Source organism: Streptacidiphilus sp. PB12-B1b (assembly GCF_014084125.1).
Lineage (GTDB): Bacteria > Actinomycetota > Actinomycetes > Streptomycetales > Streptomycetaceae > Streptacidiphilus.
Genome location: NZ_CP048405.1, coordinates 4,215,259 through 4,235,554, shown reverse-complemented (window position 1 = coordinate 4,235,554; position 20,296 = coordinate 4,215,259). Strand labels below are relative to the sequence as shown.

The 20,296-nt window shown below is 74.6% G+C and carries 5 protein-coding genes and 1 pseudogene; all 6 read left to right on the top strand.

Annotation, left to right across the window (positions count from 1 at the left end; translation table 11 throughout):
• Nucleotide 1 precedes the first annotated feature (1 nt).
• The 6 genes and pseudogenes from GXW83_RS18885 to GXW83_RS18860 all read left to right on the top strand — a co-directional run bounded on the left by GXW83_RS18885 (nucleotide 2) and on the right by GXW83_RS18860 (nucleotide 20,208).
• Nucleotides 2-10,339: a type I polyketide synthase gene (locus GXW83_RS18885; RefSeq protein WP_225447097.1), complete on the top strand. Its 10,338-nt coding sequence runs from the start codon at nucleotides 2-4 to the stop codon at nucleotides 10,337-10,339.
• Nucleotides 10,332-16,669 (top strand): annotated as a pseudogene (locus GXW83_RS18880) (type I polyketide synthase). Before GXW83_RS18885 ends, GXW83_RS18880 begins: the two are co-directional and overlap by 8 nt.
• A gap of 11 nt (nucleotides 16,670-16,680) precedes the next feature.
• Nucleotides 16,681-17,556 (top strand): 3-hydroxyacyl-CoA dehydrogenase family protein, encoded by an 876-nt coding sequence (locus tag GXW83_RS18875; RefSeq protein ID WP_182444207.1) that lies wholly within the window; start codon nucleotides 16,681-16,683, stop codon nucleotides 17,554-17,556.
• Between the two features lie 78 nt (nucleotides 17,557-17,634).
• On the top strand, nucleotides 17,635-17,940 hold the full coding sequence (locus tag GXW83_RS18870; RefSeq protein WP_182444206.1) for an acyl carrier protein: 306 nt from the start codon (nucleotides 17,635-17,637) through the stop codon (nucleotides 17,938-17,940).
• Nucleotides 17,933-19,090: an acyl-CoA dehydrogenase family protein gene (locus tag GXW83_RS18865; RefSeq protein ID WP_182444205.1), complete on the top strand. Its 1,158-nt coding sequence runs from the start codon at nucleotides 17,933-17,935 to the stop codon at nucleotides 19,088-19,090. The genes GXW83_RS18870 and GXW83_RS18865 overlap by 8 nt, the downstream gene beginning before the upstream one ends.
• Nucleotides 19,087-20,208, top strand: a complete 1,122-nt coding sequence (locus GXW83_RS18860) for an HAD family hydrolase (RefSeq protein WP_182444204.1) — start codon at nucleotides 19,087-19,089, stop codon at nucleotides 20,206-20,208. Before GXW83_RS18865 ends, GXW83_RS18860 begins: the two co-directional genes overlap by 4 nt.
• The last annotated feature ends 88 nt before the right edge of the window (nucleotides 20,209-20,296 follow it).

Below are 20,296 nucleotides of genomic sequence, written 5' to 3'. Positions count from 1 at the left end.
GGTGACCGACCAGCGGCTGCGCGACTACCTGAACCGAGTGACGATCGACCTGCAGCACACCCGGCAACGCCTCCAGGAGGCCGAGGCCAGGAACCAGGAGCCCATCGCCGTCGTTTCGATGAGCTGCCGCTTTCCCGGCGGCGTACGAACCCCCGAGGAACTCTGGCAGCTGCTGGCGGCGGGCCGTGACACGGTGACGGTCCTCCCCGCCGACCGGGGTTGGCAGACTGCCGCGCTGGCCGCCGGCGGCGTACCCGGCCAGGGCGCGTTCCTCGACGACGCGGCCGAGTTCGACGCCGCGTTCTTCGGGATCTCCCCGCGCGAGGCAGTCGCCATGGACCCGCAGCAGCGCCTGCTGCTCACCGCCGCCTGGGAGGCCGTGGAACGCGCCGGGATCGACCCGCTCACCCTGCGCGGCAGCCGTACCGGGGTGTTCGCCGCCGCCATCGACCAGGGCTACGCGACGCTGGGAACGGCCGCCCCGGAGGCCGTCCAGGGTTTCCTGATGACCGGCAACTCCATGAGCGTGGTGTCCGGGCGGATCTCCTACACGCTGGGCCTCGAAGGCCCGGCGGTGACCGTGGACACCGCCTGCTCGGCCTCGCTGGTGGCGCTGCACCTGGCGGCCCGGGCGCTGCGCGCGGGGGAGTGCGCACTGGCGCTCGCCGGGGGAGTCAGCGTGATGTCGCTGCCCGCCGTGTTCGTGGAGTTCAACCGCCAGGGCGCGATGGCCGCCGACGGACGCTGCAAGCCCTTCGCCGCCGCTGCCGACGGCACCGGCTGGGGCGAGGGGGTGGGCATGCTGCTGCTGGAGCGGCTCTCCGACGCCCGGCGCAGCGGCCGCGAGGTGCTCGCTGTGCTGCGCGGTTCCGCCGTCAACCAGGACGGTGCCAGCAACGGTCTCACCGCCCCCAACGGGCCCTCGCAGGAGCGGGTGATCCGGGCCGCGCTCGCCGATGCCGGCCTCGCCCCCGGCGATGTGGACGCCGTCGAGGCGCACGGAACCGGAACCACCCTCGGCGACCCGATCGAGGCCGAGGCCCTGATGGCAACCTACGGTCAGAACCGTTCCGCAGAGCGGCCGTTGTGGCTGGGATCGCTGAAGTCCAACATCGGCCACACCCAGGCCGCCGCCGGGGTGGCCGGTGTCATCAAGACCGTTCTGGCGCTGTGCAACGGCGTCCTCCCGCGCACGCTGCACGTGGACCGGCCGACCCCGCACGCGGACTGGTCGGCGGGCGCGGTGCGGCTGCTCACCGAGGCCCGAGAGTGGCCCGAGACCGGACGTCCGCGCCGGGCCGGAGTCTCCTCGTTCGGCATGAGCGGCACCAATGCCCACCTCGTCCTGGAGCAGGCCCCGCCGCCGGAACCGGCACCGCCGAACGCCCCGCCGAACACCCCGGAACAGGACGGCGCAATCCCGGTGGTGCCCTGGATCCTCTCCGGCCGTACCGACACCGCCCTGCGGGACCAGGCCGTCCGGCTTGCCGTGGCAGCTGCCGGAAGCGCCGACGGGGACGGCCCGGCCCGGGCGGTCGACTACGGCCTCTCACTCGCCACCACCCGCTCCGCCTTCGAACACCGGGCCGTCGTCCTCGGCGAGGACCGCGCCGCCCTGCTGGCCGGGCTCGCCGCACTCGCGGACGCCGCCCCCGGCCAGGCCGCGTCCGGCGTCGTGGTCGGCGCGGGCCGCACGCTCGCCGGTCGGACCGTACTGGTCTTCCCCGGCCAGGGATCGCAGTGGGCCGGCATGGCCAGAGAACTGCTCGACACCTCCGAGGTCTTCCGGCAGCGGATCAGCGAGTGCGCCGCCGCCCTCGCCCCGCACACCGACTGGTCCCTGCACGCCGTCCTGGCCGACGAGCCGGGCGCGCCTTCGCTGGAGCGGGTGGATGTGGTCCAGCCGGTGCTGTTCGCGGTGATGGTGTCGCTGGCCGCGCTCTGGGAGTCCTGGGGCGTCACCCCGGACGCCGTGGTCGGCCACAGCCAGGGCGAGATCGCCGCGGCGGTGGTGGCGGGCGCGCTGACCCTGGACGACGGGGCGGCGGTCGTCGCCCTGCGCAGCCGGGCGCTGCGGGCGCTCACCGGCGACGGCGGCATGGTCTCGCTGGCGCTCACCCCCGAGCAGGCCCGGGCCGCGATCGCCCGCTGGGGCGAGCGGCTGTCGGTGGCGGCCGTCAACGGCCCGGCGGCGGTTGTCGTCTCCGGCGAGGCGCAGGCACTGGCCGCGCTGCTCGCCGACTGCGACCGGCGCGGAGTGCGAGCCCGGGCGCTGCCGGTGGACTACGCCTCGCACTCCGTCCAGGTCGAGCGGATCAGGGAGGAACTGCTGGCGGTACTGGCCGGGGTACGCCCGCGCCGGGGCCGGGTGCCGCTGTTCTCCACCGTCACCGGCGACTGGCTGGACACCTCCGTCATGGACGCCGACTACTGGTACCGCAACCTGCGGCAGACCGTCCGCTTCGACACCGCAGTGCGCTCCCTGGCCGAGCAGGGCTACGACGCCTTCGTCGAGGCGTCACCGCACCCGGTACTGACCATGCCGCTGCTGGACACCGTCGAAGCCGCCCACGCGGACTCCGACTCCGGCGACGGCTCCGGTGCCGCCGAGGCCGTGGTCGTCGGCACCCTGCGGCGCGGCGAGGGCGGCCTGCGCCGGGCCCTGGCCTCCGCCGCCGAACTCTGGGTCTGCGGCGTGGCCGTCGACTGGGCGGCGGTCTTCGCCGAGTCGGACGCCCACCCGGTCCCGCTGCCCAGCTACCCGTTCCAGACCCGCCGGTACTGGCTGGAACCCGACGCCACCGACAGGGCGGCCGCCGCCGCGGGCGACGCCGACCCGGCCGACACCGCCTTCTGGCAGCTGGTCGAGGGCGGCGACCTCGCCGCAGCCGCCGACACGCTCGCCGTGGACGAGGAACCGTTGCGCCGGGTGCTGCCCGCCCTGCGCAACTGGCGCCAGCAGCAGCGCGACGCGGCCGTCCTGGACTCCTGGCGCTACCGCATCGCGTGGCAGCCGCTGACGCTGCCGCCCGCCGCTGCGCCGCAGGGCCTCTGGCTGGTGCTGCTGCCCGCCGGGCACCGCGACGACCAGCGGGTATGCGGCCCGGTCCGGGCACTGACCGAACGCGGCGTGGAAGTCCGGCAGGTCGAGCTCTCCGCCGCCGACGTCCACCGCGAGACGCTGGCGGGCACCCTCACCACCGCGCTGGCTGACCTGCCCGCAGCGGCCTATCCGTCCGGCATCCTCTCGCTGCTGGCCGTGGACGACCTGCCGCACCCCGAGTATCCGGCCCTGCCGGTCGGCACCGCGCTGACCGTCGCCCTGATCCAGGCACTCGGCGACCTCCGGATCGCCGCGTCGCTCTGGTGCGCGACCAGCGGCGCCGTCTCCACATGCGCGGACGACCCGGTCACCGACCCCGCACAGGCGCTGATCTGGGGCACCGGACTGGTGGCGGCGCTGGAAGTGTCCGCCCGCTGGGGCGGTCTGCTGGACCTGCCGCCCGAACTGGACGACCGGTCCGCCGCCGCCCTGGCCGCCGCGCTGGCCGGAACCGCGGGGCCGCCCGGAACCACCGGCGGGCCCGAAACCGCAGGCCGCGAGGACCAGTTGGCGGTTCGCCCGTCCGGCCTGTTCGCCCGGCGGCTGGTCAGGGCCCCCAGGACGGCGTCCGGCGGGGCCGGTTGGAAGCCGCGCGGCACCGTGCTGGTGACCGGCGGCACCGGCGCGGTCGGCCCGCACATCGCCCGCTGGCTCGCCCGCAACGGCGCCGAGCACCTGGTCCTGCCCGGGCGGCGCGGCGGCGACATCCCCGGCGCGGCCGAACTCACCGACGAACTCGCCGCACTCGGCGCCCGGCTCTCGCTCCCCATATGTGATCTGACCAATCGTCAATCCGTGGAGACGCTGCTGGCCGACCTCGACGGCCAGGGCAGCCCGATCACCGCCGTGGTGCACGCCGCCGCCTTCATCGCCCTCGCCCCGCTGGACACCACCCCGATCTCCGCCTTCGAACAGATCGTCGCCGCCAAGGCCGCCGGGGCCGGACACCTCGACGCCCTGCTGGACCGGGAGTTGGACGCCTTCGTACTGTTCTCCTCCATCGCCGGCGTCTGGGGCAGCGGCAACCACGCCGCCTACGCCGCAGGCAACGCCTACCTGGACGCCCTCGCCCAGCACCGCCGGGCCCGCGGCCTGACCGCGACCACGGTGGACTGGGGCGTCTGGCAGGCCGAGAACCCCTGGCAGGACCGGATCGCCGGGGAGGACGCCGACCTGTTCAAACTGGAGAAGCACGGCCTGCCCCGGATCGCCCCCGATCTCGCCGTCGCCGCGCTGCACCAGGCCCTGGACGACGACGAGACGGTGATCGCCATCGCCGACGTCGACTGGGAGCAGTTCACCGCGGTCTTCACCTCGACCAGGCCCAGCCCGCTGATCTCCGGCATCCCCGACGTCCGCCGCCAGCAGCAGGCGCCGCCCGACGACACCCGCACGGCCACGCCCGCCGCCGCCCGGCTGCGGCAACGGCTGACCGGGCTCGGCCCGGCCGACCAGCAACGCGCGCTGCTGGACCTGGTCCGCGACCACGCTGCCGCCGTGCTCGGCCACGACACCCCGGACGCCATCCGACCCGGCAAGGCGTTCCAGGAGTTGGGCTTCGCCTCACTCACCGCCGTCGAACTGCGCAACCGGCTCAACACCGCCACCGGCCTACGGCTGCCGTCCACGCTTGTCTTTGACTATCCATCAGCAAACGTGCTGGCCGAGCACATCAGGTCGGAGCTCCTGGGCACGGTGGATGCCGCTGCCCCCGACGCCCTCCCCGGCGCGGACCCGGCCGCAGCAGACGATCCGATCGCCATCGTCTCCATGGCCTGCCGGTTCCCCGGCGGAATCACCTCCCCCGAGGGCCTGTGGCACCTGCTCGCCGAAGGCGGCGACGTCGTCAGCGAGTTCCCCACCGACCGTGGCTGGCCGCTGGACGAACTCTACGACCCCGACCCCGACCGGCCCGGCACCTCGACCACCCGGCAGGGCGGATTCCTGCACGAGGCAGCGGAGTTCGACGCCGAGTTCTTCGGCATCTCGCCGCGCGAAGCCCTGGCGATGGACCCGCAGCAGCGGCTGCTGCTGGAGACCAGTTGGGAGGCGCTGGAACGGGCCGGACTCGACCCCGCCGCCCTGCGCGGCAGCCGCACCGGGGTGTTCACCGGAGTCAACTACGCCGACTACGCCAGTGTGGTGGCCCAGTCCGACGAGGGCGACGGCCACCTCCTCACCGGCAGCGCCCCCAGCGTGGTCTCCGGCCGAGTCGCCTACACCCTGGGGCTCGAAGGACCGGCCGTGACCGTGGACACCGCCTGCTCCTCCTCCCTGGTGGCGCTGCACCTGGCCGGGCAGGCGTTGCGCGCCGGCGACTGCTCGCTGGCCCTGGTCGGCGGAGTCGCCGTGATGGCCACTCCCGGCGCCATCGTCAGCTTCTCCCGGCAACGCGGCCTGGCCGCCGACGGCCGCTGCAAGGCGTTCGCCGACTCCGCCGACGGCATGGGCATGGGGGAGGGAGCCGGGGTCCTGTTGCTGGAGCGGCTGTCGCAGGCGCGCCGCCATGGCCACCCGGTGCTGGCCGTGGTGCGCGGCAGTGCCGTCAACCAGGACGGCGCCAGCAACGGCCTCTCCGCCCCCAATGGCCCCTCACAGCAGCGGGTCATCCGGGCTGCCCTGGCCAACGCCGGGTTGTCGCCCGCAGACGTGGACGTGGTGGAGGCGCACGGCACCGGAACCACCCTGGGCGACCCGATCGAAGCGCAAGCGCTGCTGGCCACCTACGGGCAGCAGCGGCCGGAGCAACGACCGCTGCTGGTCGGCTCGTTGAAGTCCAACATCGGCCACACCCAGGCCGCCTCCGGCGTCGCCGGGGTGATCAAAACGGTGCTCGCCCTGCAACACGCCGCCGTACCGGCCACCCTGCACATCGACAAGCCCAGCACCCATGTCGACTGGCAGCAGGGGGCGCTGGAGCTGGTGACCGAACTCCGGCCCTGGCCCCAGAACGGCCGACCACTGCGCGCCGGAGTGTCCTCCTTCGGCCTGAGCGGCACCAACGTCCACACCATCCTGGAACAACCGCCCCAGCCGGACGCCCCTGGCGAGACCCCGAATGCCGGGCACCTCCTCCGGCACGATGCCGCGTCCGTGCCCTGGCTGCTCTCCGCCCGCACCCCGCAGGCCCTGCGACACCAGGCCGGTCGCCTGGCCAGTCGACTGGACGCCCGCCCCGACACCGATCCGCTGGACGTGGGGCTCTCCCTCAGCCGCCGAACGGCCTTCGATCACCGAGCAGTTGTCATCGGCGACCGGGAAGGGCTGCTCTCCGCCCTGCACGCGCTGGCTGACGAAGCCGCCACGAACGGAACCCGGATCACCACTGGTCGTACGGTGTTTGTGTTTCCTGGGCAGGGGTCGCAGTGGGTGGGGATGGCGGCGGGTCTGTTGGATGCGTCGTCGGTGTTCGCGGAGCGGATTGCTGAGTGTGAGCGGGAGTTGGCGCCGTTGGTGGAGTGGTCGTTGGTGGATGTACTGCGGGGGGTGTCCGGTGCCGCTTCGCTGGAGCGGGTGGATGTGGTGCAGCCGGTGTTGTTTGCGGTGATGGTGTCGTTGGCGGAGGTGTGGCGTTCGTTTGGTGTGGTGCCGGATGCGGTGGTGGGGCATTCGCAGGGGGAGATTGCGGCGGCGTGTGTGGCGGGTGGGTTGTCGTTGGGGGATGGGGTGCGGGTGGTGGTGTTGCGGAGTCGGGCGTTGGTGGGGTTGGCGGGTGGTGGGGGGATGGCGTCGGTGCCGTTGCCGGTGGGTGAGGTGGAGGAGCGGCTTGGGGGGTGGGGTGGTCGGTTGTCGGTGGCGGCGGTGAACGGGCCTGCGTCGACGGTGGTGTCGGGTGATGCGGGGGCGGTTGCGGAGTTGGTGGCTACGGTGGAGCGGGCGCGGCGGATCGAGGTGGACTACGCCTCGCACTCGGCTCAGATGGAGGAGATCAGGCAGCAGGTGGTGGAGGACCTGTCGGGTATCGAGCCGCGTTCTGGTGTGGTTCCGTTCTTCTCCACGGTGACGGCGGGGTGGTTGGACACGGCGGAGTTGGATACCGGGTACTGGTTTCGGAATCTGCGGCAGACGGTGCGGTTCGAGGAGGCTACGCGGGCGTTGTTGGGGGAGGGGTTTCGTTTCTTTGTGGAGCCCAGTCCGCATCCGGTGTTGTCGGTGGGGGTGCAGGAGTCGGTGGAGGCGGCCGGTGTGGAGGCCGTGGTGGTGGGTACGTTGCGGCGTGGCGAGGGCGGCTTGCGACAGCTGCTGCACTCCCTGGGCGAGGCATGGACGCATGGGCTGCCCGTGCAGTGGGCCTCCGCCTTCCCCGGCGGCAAGCCGGTCGAGCTGCCCACCTACCCCTTCCAGCGGCAACGCTTCTGGCCCGAGCCGGGCAGCGCCACCCGCGCCGACGTCGGCGCGGCCGGGCTCGACTCGGCGGATCACCCGCTGCTCGGCGCCGCCGTGGAGGTCGCGGAGACGGGGGAACTGCTGCTGAGCGGCCGACTGTCGCTGCGTACTCACCCCTGGCTGGCCGACCACCAGGTGTCCAGCACGGTCCTGCTGCCGGGCGCGGCCTTTGTGGAGCTGGCGGTGCGCGCCGCCGACCAGGCCGGTTGCTCGGTGGTCGAGGAGCTGACGCTTCAGTCCCCGCTGCTGTTGCCGCCGGACGGCGCGGTCCGGCTTCAGGTCCGGGTGGGCGCGGCGGACGACCAGGGCCGGCGCTCGATCGACGTGTTCTCCCGCCAGGAGGACGCCGCCGATCCGGCCTGGACCGCGCACGCCAGCGGCCTCCTGGCCGTGGCGGACGACCAGCCCCCACTGCCCGACGCCCAGCCCAGCGCCGAGGACGTCTGGCCGCCGACCGGAGCCGTCCCGATTCCGGTGCAGGACCTCTACCAGCGCTTCGACGCCTCCGGCTACGGCTACGGCCCGGCCTTCCAGGGGCTACGAGCCGCCTGGCGGCGCGGCAGCGAGGTCTTCACCGAGGTGCGGCTGCCGGAGCCCCAGCAGCGCGACGCCGCCGCCTACGGGCTGCACCCCGCCCTGCTGGACGCTGCCATCCAGGGCCTGATCCTCGGACAGCAGGACGGTCCGGACGCTCGGACGCCCGGTGCCGCCGGGCTGCCCTTCGCCTGGAGCGGGGTCAGGCTGCACGCCTCCGGCGCCGGTGCGTTGAGGGTACGGATCGGCTACGGCACGGACGGAGCGGTATCCGTCACGGCCACCGATCCTGGCGGCCGTCCGGTGGCGTCGGTCGAGGCGCTGGTCGTCCGCCCGGTCGAACTCGATGCCATCCGAGCCGGGGGCACGATGACCGGTGCGCGGGACTCGCTCCACCGGCTGGAGTGGACTGCCGCGCCGCCCGCCGCAGATGCGGTCGAGCACCTCGGCCACTGGGCGGTGATCGGCAGCGGCGCGGGCTTCGCCGACACGTACACGGATCTCTCCGCCCTCAACTCGGCCGTGGCCAAGGGCATGCCGCGCCCGGGTGTGGTGGTGGCGCATCTGGGACGCGTCGGGCACGACGCCCTTTCCGACGCCACATCGGTTCATGAATCCTGCTGCGAGGCACTCCAGTTGATTCAGGAGTGGTTGCAGGATGCTGCCTGGGAGGACTCCCGGCTGGTGGTACTCACCTGCGGCGCGGTCGCCACGGCCGTGGGTGAGCCGGTCTCCGACCTCGCGGGGGCCGCCGTGCGCGGACTGCTCCGCTCGGCGCAGTCCGAACACCCGGATCGCTTCGTGTTGTTGGACGCCGACAACCCCCAGGCGGTGCCCGGACTGCTGCCCGAGGCGCTCGCCCTGCGAGACGAGCCGCAGCTGGCCGCACGCCGGGGCAGCCTGCTGGTGGCCCGGCTGGTCCGCCTGACCGTCCCGGTCGGCACACCGGGGATGTCCTTCGACGCCGCCGGAACCGTGCTGGTCACCGGCGCGGGCGGGGTGCTGGGCGGCGCCGTGGCCCGGCACCTGGTGGCCGCGCACGGCGTACGGAACCTGCTGCTGGTCAGTCGGCGCGGCCAGGACGCCCCGGGCATGTCGGCCCTGACCGCCGAATTGCGCGCGCTGGGGGCGGAGGTGACGGCGGCGGCCTGCGATGTCGCCGACCGGTCCGCCTTGGAGCGCCTGCTCGCCGACGTCCCCGGGGACCGCCCGCTGACTGCGGTGGTTCATGCCGCCGGGGTGCTGGACGACGGCCTGGTCGGCTCGCTCACCCCCGAGCGGATGGCCGTGGTCCTGCGGCCCAAGGTCGACGCGGCCGTCAACCTGCACCGGCTCACCCGCGATCTGCCGCTGTCCGCCTTCGTGCTGTTCTCCTCGGCGTCCGCCACGGTCGGCAACGCCGGTCAGGCCAACTACGCCGCCGCCAACGCCTTCCTGGACGCCCTGGCGCAGCAGCGTCGGGCGCTGGGACTGCCCGGGCAGTCACTGGCCTGGGGGCTGTGGGAGCAGCGCAGTGCGATGACCGGTGCCCTGGGCGACGCCGATCTGCGCCGGATGGCCCGGGGCGGCACCGTCGCGCTGTCCACCGCGACGGGTCTGGCGCTCCTGGACGCGGCCCTGGCCTCGGCGGAACCGCTGCTGCTCCCGGTCAGGATCGACCTGGCCCGGCTGCGGGCCGGGGCGCGGACGGGCGCGGTTCCGGCACTGCTGTCGCGGCTGGTCGGGGCCGGTGTGCGCCGCCGGACGGCGGGGGAGGCCGCTGCCGAGGCGGGTTCGCTGCGTCGACGGCTGGCCGCGCTCGGTCCGGAGGAGTGCGGCGCGGCCGTGCTGGAGCTGGTCCGGGGCCGGGTCGCGGACGTCCTCGGCCACGGCGGCGCGGCGGCGGTCGATCCGGAGCGGGCCTTCAAGGAGCTCGGGTTCGACTCGCTGACCTCGGTCGAGCTGCGCAACCGGCTCAATGCCGCCACCGGCCTGCGGCTGCCCGCGACCCTGGTGTTCGACCGGCCCACCCCGGCCGCCGTCGCCGACCACTTGGTGCAGCGGCTGCTGCCCACGGCGGCGGCCGAGGGCGGGGCGCCCGAGGCGCGGGCCGAGCACACGGACGGCGAGGTCCGTCGCCTGCTCGCCGCCATCGCCCCCGCCGAACTGCGCCGGGCGGGCCTGCTGGACGCGCTGCTGCGGCTGGCGCAGCAGGCACCGGCGCCCGATCCCGAACCGGCGGACGTCCCCCAGCAGCAGATCCAGCAGGCCCAGCAGATCCGGGACATGGCCGTGGACGACCTCGTCCGGATGGCCCTCGGCGGCGAACGTGACTGACCCGAAGCAGCAGGCCCCGAAGCAGCACGAAGGGACGACCATGCCCACGCAGACCGACCAGGTGGTCGCGGCCCTGCGCGCCTCGCTGCTGGACAACCAGCGCCTGCGCCAGGAGAACCGGCAACTGCTCGACGACGCCCGGGAGCCGATCGCCGTGGTGGCGATGGGCTGCCGCTACCCCGGCGGCGTGCGCACCCCCGAGGAGCTGTGGGAGCTGCTGGTCAAGGAGCAGGACGCGGTGTCGGCCTTCCCCGCCGACCGGGGCTGGGACGTCGGCGGACGCTTCGACGCCGAGGCCGACACGCCCGGCACCTTCTACGTCCGGGAGGGCGGCTTCCTACAGGACGCCTTCGGTTTCGACCCGGGCTTCTTCGGTATCTCGCCGCGCGAGGCGCTGGCCATGGACCCGCAGCAGCGGCTGCTGCTGGAGGTCGCCTGGGAGGTGGTCGAGCGTGCCGGGATCGATCCGCTGACGCTGCGCGGCACCCGGACCGGGGTGTACGCGGGCGTCATCTACAGCGAGTACGCCTCCCGGCTCGGCCACGTCCCTGACGAGCTGGAGGGGTTCCTCGGCACGGGCAGCATCGCCAGCGTGGCCTCCGGGCGGATCGCCTACCTGTTGGGGCTGGAGGGCCCGGCGGTGACCCTGGACACCGCCTGCTCCTCCTCGCTGGTCGCCGTCCACCTCGCCTGCCAGGCGCTGCGCGCCGGTGACGCCACGCTGGCGCTCGCCGGAGGGGTGACCGTGATGTCCACCCCGGGGATGTACGTCGGTTTCAGCCGGCAGCGCGGCCTGGCACCGGACGGGCGCAGCAAGTCCTTCTCCGATGCCGCCGACGGCGCGGGCTTCGGCGAGGGCGTCGGCCTGCTGCTGTTGGAGCGGCTGTCGGACGCCCGCCGCAACGGCCATCCGGTACTGGCCGTGGTCCGGGGCTCCGCCGTCAACCAGGACGGCGCCAGCAACGGCATGACCGCGCCCAACGGCCCGGCCCAACAGCGGGTCATCCGTCAGGCGTTGCGGCAGGCCGGGCTCACCCCGGCCGAGGTGGACGCGGTGGAGGCGCACGGCACCGGCACGGTTCTGGGCGATCCGATCGAGGCGCAGGCGCTGCTCGCCGTCTACGGCCAGGAGCGGCCTGCCGCAAGGCCGTTGCTGGTCGGCTCGCTCAAGTCCAATCTGACGCACACTCAAGCCGCGGCCGGGGTGGGCGGAGTGATCAAGACCGTGCTGGCCATGCGGAACGGCCTGCTGCCCAGGTCGCTGCACATCGACCGTCCCTCCACGCAGGTGGACTGGAGCGAGGGCGCGGTGTCGCTGCTCACCGAGGCGACGCCGTGGCCGCCGAGCGGTCGGCCGCGCCGGGCCGGGGTCTCCTCCTTCGGCGCGAGCGGCACCAACGCCCACGTGATCCTGGAGTCCGCCGCCGAACCCGAGGCTGAGCCCGACCACGAATCCTGGTGCTGCGGCCCGGTGGCGTGGCAGCTGTCGGCCCGGACCGGCGCCGCGCTGCGCGGCCAGGCGGCGGCGCTGCACGCCCAGGTGCTGGCCGATCCCGGCGCGCGGCCGATCGACATCGCCGTCTCGCTGGCCCGTGGCCGGTCGCGCTTCGCCGAGCGGGCCGTCCTGGTCGGCGAGGAGCGCGACGAACTCCTCGATGCCCTCGCCGCCCTGTCGCGGGGGGAGAACGCCCCGGCCGTGCTGCGCGGAACCGCTCCGCAGGGCGGGCGCAGGGCCGTCTTCGTCTTCCCCGGGCTGGGCGCGCAGTGGCCCGGCATGGGCGCCGAACTCCTGGACTCCTGCCCGGCGTTCGCCCGGCAGCTGGCCGACTGCGATCGCGCGCTGGCACCGTACCTCGACTGGTCGCCCTCGGCCGTGCTGCGCGCCGAGCCCGGCGCGCCCTCGCTGGACCGGGTCGAGGTGTTGCAGCCCACGCTGTTCGCGGTGATGGTGTCGCTGGCAGCGGTGTGGCGCAGCCACGGTGTGGAACCGGCGGCGGTGGTCGGGCACAGCCAGGGCGAGGTGGCGGCGGCCTGCGTCGCCGGTGTGCTGTCGCTGGAGGACGCCGCCCGGATCGTGGTGCGGCGCAGTCTGGCCCTGGCAGGCCTGCCCGGTGGCGGTATGGCCACGGTGATGATGTCCGTCGAGGAGGTCGAGGCCCGGCTCCGGGGCCGCCCGGAGGAGCTCACCGTCGCGGCGGTGAACGGGCCGCGGGTGGTCGTGGTGGCCGGTTCCGGCGAGGCCGTCGGGAGGCTGGTGGACGAACTCACCGAGGACGGTGTGATGGCCTGGCGGATGGTGGTCGACCACGCCTCCCACTGCGGCGGTGTGGAGGCCGTCCGGGAGGGCCTGCACGCCTCGCTGGCCGGTATCGCCCCCCGGGCGGCGGCCGTGCCGATGATGTCCACCGTCGACGCGGACTGGATCGACCCGGCCGGGCTCGGACCCGACTACTGGTACCGCAACCTGCGGCAGGCCGTACGCTTCCGGGACGCCGTGCAGCGCCTGCTCGAGGCCGGTCACCGTACGTTCGTCGAGGTCAGCCCGCACCCCACGCTGCTGTTCGGGGTCGAGGACACGGCCGCCGACGCCGGGGCGTCCGACACCGTCGCGGTCGAGACGCTGCGCCGCGCGGAGGGCGACCTGCGGCGGCTGCTGCTGTCGCTGGGCGCGGCCCAGGCCCACGGGCTGCCGGTGGACTGGGAGCCGCTGTTCACCGGCAGCGGTGCCCGCCGGGTGGAGCTGCCCACCTACGCCTTCCAGCGGCAGCGCTTCTGGCTGGACGCCACCCCGGCCGGGGGCGACCCGAAATCCGCAGGTCAGGAGGGTGCCGATCATCCGTTGCTGGGCGCGGCCGTGGCCCTGCCGGACGCCGCGGGGACGCTGTTCACCGGGCGGCTGTCGGCCGCCGAGCACCCCTGGCTGGTCGACCACGCGGTGGCGGGCACGGTCCTGCTGCCCGGCGTGGCGTTCCTGGAGATGGCGGCGCACGCCGGACGCCGGCTCGGCTGCCCGCTGGTCGAGGAGCTGACTCTGGCCGCGCCGCTGCTGCTGCCCGGCGGCGCCGACCGGGCCGTCCAGCTGCGGCTGCTGGTCGGGCCGGACAACGGCTCCGGGCAGCGCCCGGTCGCGTTCCACTCCCGGCCCGAGGACGCCGAGCCGGACCGGCCGTGGACCCGCCACGCGGGCGGCACGCTCGCCGCCCCCGGCGCACCGCTCCCGGTCGATCCGGGCGCGTGGCCGCCGCCGGGGGCGTCCCCGCTGGACGTGGACGGGCTGTACCAGCTGCTGGAGGCCAGGGGCGTGCAGTACGGCCCGGCGTTCCGGGGCCTGCGCGCCGCCTGGCGCGGCGGCGACGGCGAGCTCTGCGCCGAGGTGGCGCTGCCGTCGGCGCTGCCGGGCCGGGACCGCTTCGCCGTGCACCCGGCGCTGCTGGACGCCGCGCTGCAGATCACCGGGCTGCGCCAGGCGGGCCAGGGCCAGGCCGGGCAGGACGGCGGGGGCGTGCCGCTGCCGTTCTCCTGGAACCGGACGACGATCGAGCCCACGCCCGCAACGGCGCTCCGGGTACGCCTGCGCTCCGACGGCCCGGACGCCGTCACCGTGCGGATCACCGACCCCGAGGGCCGCCCGGTCGCCGCCGTCGGCTCGCTGGAACTGCGCGCCGCGTCGCCCGCCTCGCTGCGGCTGCCCGCCGACTCCCTGTTCCACCTGGACTGGACGCCGGTGCCTGCCCCGACCGGCCCGTGCCCGGTCGTCCGCTGGGGCCTGCTCGCCGAACCGGACGGACAACCGGGCCGACCCGACCGCCCCGACCAGGGCGGACGACTGCTGCCGCCGAACTTCCCCGCCGAGCCGCTGCGTCCGGCCCCCGGCCCGGTGCCGGACGCCGTGCTGATGCCCTGCCCGGCCCTCGCTGCCCGGGACGGCGACACCCCCGAGGCGGTGCACGCCGCGGTGGCCTCCGTGCTCGCCCGGGTGCAGGGCTGGCTGGCCGACGACCGGTACGCGCACACCCCGCTGGTGGTGCTCACCCGGGGCGCCGCCGACCTGGGGGAGCAGCCGCTCGACCTCGGCGCGGCGGCTGTCTGGGGCCTGCTGCGGGCCGCCCAGCTGGAGCACCCCGGCCGTTTCGTCCTGCTGGACACCGACGGACCGGAGGACACCGCTACCGTCCTGCCCGCTGTGCTCGCCTCCGATGAGCCGCAACTGGCGCTCCGAAAGGGCGCGTTGTATGCGGCCCGGCTGGTCCGGCCGCAACCCGCACCCGCATCGCCGCCACCGTTCGGCCCGGAGGGGACGGTGCTGCTGAGCGGCGGCGGGACGCTGGCCTCGGTGCTGGCCCGGCACCTGGTCACCGAGCACGGCGTACGCCGGCTGCTGGTCCTGAGCCGGCGCGGACCGGAGGCCGAGGGCGGAACCGCGCTGATGGCCGAGCTGGCCGCGCTGGGCGCCCGGACCACCATGGCCGTCTGTGATGTGACGGACCGTCAACAATTGACGGCGGCGCTGGCGGCCGTTCCCGCCGAGCATCCGCTGCGGGCGGTGGTGCACACCGCCGGGGCGCTGGACGACGGCCTGCTGGAGTCACTGACGCCGGAGCGGCTGCGCGGCGTGCTTCGGCCCAAGCTCGACGCCGCCTGGCATCTGCACGCACTGACACGGGACGCCGGGCTGACCGCGTTCGTGCTGTACTCCTCGGCCGCCGGTGTCCTCGGCAGCGCCGGGCAGTCCGCGTACGCCGCGGCCAATGCCGCCCTGGACGCGCTGGCCGCGACCAGGCGACGCCAGGGGCTCCCCGGGACCTCGCTGGCCTGGGGCCTGTGGGAGCAGCGCAGCGGGCTGACTTCGGAGCTGGCCGAGGCCGACCGGAACCGGATGGCCCGAAGCGGAGTCCGGGGCCTGACCGACGCCGAGGGCACCGCCCTCTTCGACGCCGCCGTCGGCTCGGAGCGGGCGCTGGCCGTCCCGGTCCAACTGGAGCCGACCGCCTACCGCGACCAGGCCGTGCCCGCGCTGCTGCGGCTACTGGTCCGGGCCCGCCCGGCGCCGGCGGCCGACACCGGTCGACTGCGGCAGCGGCTCACCGCCGCCGACCCGGAGCAGCGCGAGCGGCTGCTGCGGGAGCTGGTCTGCGCCGAAGCGGCGGCGGTCCTCGGGCACGGGGCGGCGGAGGCCATGCCGGAGACCACGGCCTTCCTGGCCGTCGGCTTCGACTCGCTCACCGCCGTGGAACTGCGCAACCGCCTGGGCACCGCCACCGGCCTGCGGCTGCGCCCCTCGGCGGTGCTGGACAGCGGCACCCCGGCCCGGCTGGCCGGGCTGCTGGCGGCGGCGCTGGCCGCCGAACCCGACCGGGGCTCCGACCCGGGCGCGGCGCCGGGCACCGGCACGGACCCGACCCCCGCGACCGCCGCGCTTGCGGAACCGGCCGCGCCGATCGCGGTGCCGGAGGGCGATCCGGTGAGCGTGCTGTTCCGGCAGGCGTGCCTGCTGGGCAGGACCGACGAGGGCATCGCACTGCTCAAGAGCGCCTCCGCCCTGAGGCCGCAGTTCCAGCACGCCGAGGAGCTGTTGGCGTCCGGCGGCGCTCCGCAACTGCTGCGCATCCACGCACGCGACGACGCTCCGGTCGTGGTCTGCTTCGGCTCCATCGTCGCCCTGGGCGGCGCGCACCAGTACGCCCGGTTCGCCGCCTGCCTCCGGGACCGCTACGGCGTCAGCGCCCTGGACGCGCCCGGCTTCACCCCGAGCAGCAACTGCCCGCCGACATGCGGGCCCTGCTGCGGCTGCAAGCTCTGACGTTGCGTCAAGAGCATCCGGGCGAAAGGCTGGTGCTGCTGGGATCGTCCTCCGGGGGCACGCTCGCACATGGCGTCGCCGCCGAGTTGGAGGCTCTCGGCGAGGGGCCGGCCGCCGTGGTGCTGCTGGACACCTACCTCAACGACAACCAGGGCATCACCCAGTTCAATGACGTCCTGCTGGGCGGCATGTTCGCCCGGGAGGAGCGGGCCGCGCCGATGGACGGCACCCGGCTGACCGCCATGGGCCGCTACTTCCGGCTGCTGGACGACTGGCAGCCGCCCGCCGTCCGGGCACCGGTGCTGCTGGTCCGCGCCACCACCCCGCTCGGGCGGCCCTCGGCCGAGGCCGGGGAGTGGCGCTCGTCCTGGCCGTCCGCGCACACCGTGCTGGACGTCCCCGGGGACCACTTCTCGATCATGGAACAGCATGTCGGGACCACCGGCCGGGCCGTCGCCGACTGGATCGGGACCGTCGTCCCGACCACCGCGCCCACCGCACCCGCCCGCAACCCGCACCCGAACCCGTGAAGGAGCGCCGGATGACCACCGCGCCGCGCCACGACCCCCCGACCCCGCCGCCGCACACCCTCGCCGTCCTGGGCGCGGGTGTGATGGGCGTCGGCATCACCGCCCTGGCCCTCGGCCACGGCCTGCCGGTCCACCTGGTCGACGTCGACCACGAACGGCTCGAACGGGCCCGCAGCCTGATCGCCGGTGAATTGCGGCTGGCCCAGCTGATGGGCGCGCTGCCGCCCGGCGTCCCCGAGGGTGAGCTGTCCACCGGGACCGTCCTCGACCCGGCCGCCCGGGCCACGGCCGTCGTCGAGGCCGTCACCGAGAGCGCCGAGACCAAGACCAAGGTGCTGGCCGAGGTCTCCGCCCTGGCCCGACCCGGCACGCTGCTGGTGACCAACACCTCCTCCATCCCGGTGGACGAGCTGGCAGGCGCGGTCCAGCGCCCGGAGGAGCTGATCGGCACCCACTTCATGAACCCGCCGTACCTGATCCGCACCGCCGAGGTGATCCGCGGTGCCAGGACCGGCGAGGCCGCCCTGCAGGCGGCCGTGGGTCTGCTGGCCGCGCTGCGCCGGGAGGCCGTGGTGGTCAGGGACGCGCCGGGCTTCGTCACCAGCCGCATCCTGCACCCCATGATCAACGACGCCGCCCGGGTGGTGCAGCAGGGCACCGCCACGGCCGAGGCGGTGGACGCCCTGATGCAGGGCTGCCTGGGGCACCCCACCGGGCCGTTGCGCACCGCCGACCTGATCGGCATCGACAACCTCGTCGACTCGCTCCAAGTCCTCTACGAGCGCACCGGCGACGAAGGCTGCCGCCCCTGCGACCTGCTGGTGCGGCTGGTGGCCGAGGGCCGCCACGGCCGCAAGACGGGCTCCGGCTTCTACGACTACCGCTGACCGCACGCACCACGCCCACCGCGCGCAAGAGCACGCACCGCGCCCGCGAACCCCGCGACACCTATCGAGGAGACTGCCATGACCACGCAGAACAGCGCCCCGCTCGCCGAACCGCTCGGCGCCCCCGACCCGGTCGAGACCGAGCTGCTCGGCTTCCTCGAAGGGCACACCCGCTCCGCCTGGGAGGCCGACACCGACCTGTTCGGCGCAGGCGGCCTGTCCTCACTGTTCGCCATGCAACTCGTCGTCCATCTGGAGCAGGCGTACGGCATCGCCGTCCGCGGCGCCGACCTGCGCCTGGACAACTTCCGGACGGTGCGGCTGATGGCGGCCCTGGTGCACCGGCTGCGGCAGGCGGACGCACAGGAGGGCCTCGGTGGGTGACGACCTCGCCGAGGCCGTCGCCTCGGTCAGCGCACGCGTCGGCGACCGGGCGGGGGAGTGGGACCGCACCGGACTGCTGCCGCTGGGCATGCTCCGCGAGCTGGGCGCGGACGGTCGGCTGTGCGCCGAAGTCCCGGTCCCGTACGGCGGTTGGGGCCTGAGCAGCCTGCTCGGCGGCGAGTACACCGCGCATGTGGGCAGCCTGTGCAGCTCCCTGCGCAGCGTGATGACCTCCCAGGGCATGGCGGCCTGGACGATCCAGCGCTTCGGCACCGGGCAGCAGCAGGCCGACTGGCTCGCCCGGCTCACCGGCGGGGAGTTGGCGGCCGTCGCCTTCAGCGAGCCGCAGGCGGGCAGTGACCTGTCGGCGATGGGCACGGTGATCCGCCGCGACGGCGGCTCGGTGGTGGTCGACGGCCGCAAGACGTGGGCGACCGCCGCCCACTACGCCGATCTGCTGCTGGTGTTCGGGCACTTCGAGGACGGCGCCGCTGCCGTCCTGGTACCGGCCGAGGCGCCGGGGGTGACCGTGGAGCGGATCGCCGATCCGCTCGGCTGCCGGGCGGCCGGGCACGCCGACGTCCGGCTGGACTCGGTCCGGCTGCCGGCCGGGCAGGTGCTCGGCGGCTACGGCCTGCCGCTGCCGCTGCTGGTCACCACCGCCCTGGCGTACGGCCGGATGTCGGTGGCATGGGGCTGCGTCGGCATCCTGCGGGCCTGCCTGGCGGCGGCCACCGGCCACGCCGCCTCCCGCGAGCAGTTCGGCCGTCCGCTCGCCGACCACCAGCTGGTCGCCCGCCACCTGGCCGAACTGTACGCGGCCGAGCAGGTCGCCAGCCGGGTCTGCGAGCACGCCAGCCGCTGCTGGGACTCGGGCTCCCCGGACCAGGTGGTGGCGACGGTCCTGGCCAAGCACGTCAGCGCCGCCCGGGCCGCCTCCGGCGCGGCAGCCGCCGTGCAGGTGCTCGCCTCCGCGGGCTCCCGCGACGGCCACGCGGTGGCCCGGGCGTACCGCGACGCCAAACTGATGGAGATCATCGAGGGGAGCAGTGAGCTGTGCCAGCTGATGCTCGCTCAACACGCCGTCAGCGCAAGCACGTCAGCGGTCGGCAGCAGGGCCGTCCGGCCCGTGGAAGGGGGGACGGCATGAGCGGCGCCACGGTCAAGTGCCTGGTGTGGGATCTGGACGAGACGCTCTGGCAGGGCACCCTGCTGGAGGACGGCGAGGTGCGGCTGGCCGAGGAGGTGCGCAAGGTCGTCGTCGAGCTGGACTCCCGGGGCATCCTGCAGTCCGTCGCCAGCCGCAACGACCACGACCACGCCTGGGCCCGGCTGGAGGCCCTCGGCCTCGCCGAGTACTTCGTCCTGCCGCAGATCGGCTGGGGCGCGAAGTCCGCGTCGGTGCGGCTGATCGCCGAGCGGCTCAACTTCGCCCACACCACCATCGCGTTCGTGGACGACCGTCCGGCCGAGCGCGCCGAGGTCGCCTTCCATCTGCCCGACGTCCGGGTCTACCCGGCCGATCAGGTCCTGGCGCTGCTGGACCTGCCCGAGTTCACACCCGCGACCAGCACCGTGGACTCGCGCCGACGCCGGGAGATGTACCAGGCGGGGTTCCGCCGGGAGGCCGAGCGGGCCGAGGCGTCCGGGCCCGACGAGGAGTTCCTGCGCTCGCTCGACCTGGTGATGCGGATCGGCCGCGCCACCGGCGACGAGCTGTCCCGGGTGGAGGAACTCACCCTGCGCACCAGCCAGATGAACGCCACCGGCGTGCACTACCCGGACGCCGTGCTGCGCTCGCTGATCGCCGACCCGGATCACGAGGTGCTGGTCGTCACGCTGACCGACCGGTTCGGGCCGCACGGCGCTGTCGGCGTGGTCCTGTTGGAGCGGCACCCGCAGGTGTGGCACCTGAAGCTGCTGGCGACCTCCTGCCGAGTGGTCTCCTACGGCGTCGGCGCCACCCTGCTCAGCTGGCTCGCCGACGAGGCAGCCCGGGCCGGGGTGCACCTGGTCGCCGACTTCCGGCCCACCGACCGGAACCGGATGATGGAGATCGCCTACCGCTTCGCCGGGTTCGACGACCAGACCTGCCCCTGCACGGTCCGGCTCTCCCCGACAGACGCCCCCGGCAGCACAGCCGGTGCCGCCTCGGCCGAGCCGACCCGAACCGACGGACTCCAGCGCCTGCACCTGGTGCCGACCGCGCAGGCGGTGTCCGCAACCATCCGGCTGGACGCACCCGATCTGGGCACGGCCGACCGGTAGGGGCCGATCCGCGCCCTCCGACCGGGCGGGGTGCGGAACCGGCAGACAGAAGGGAGGCCCGGCGGCGAGCCGATCGCTCACCGCCGGG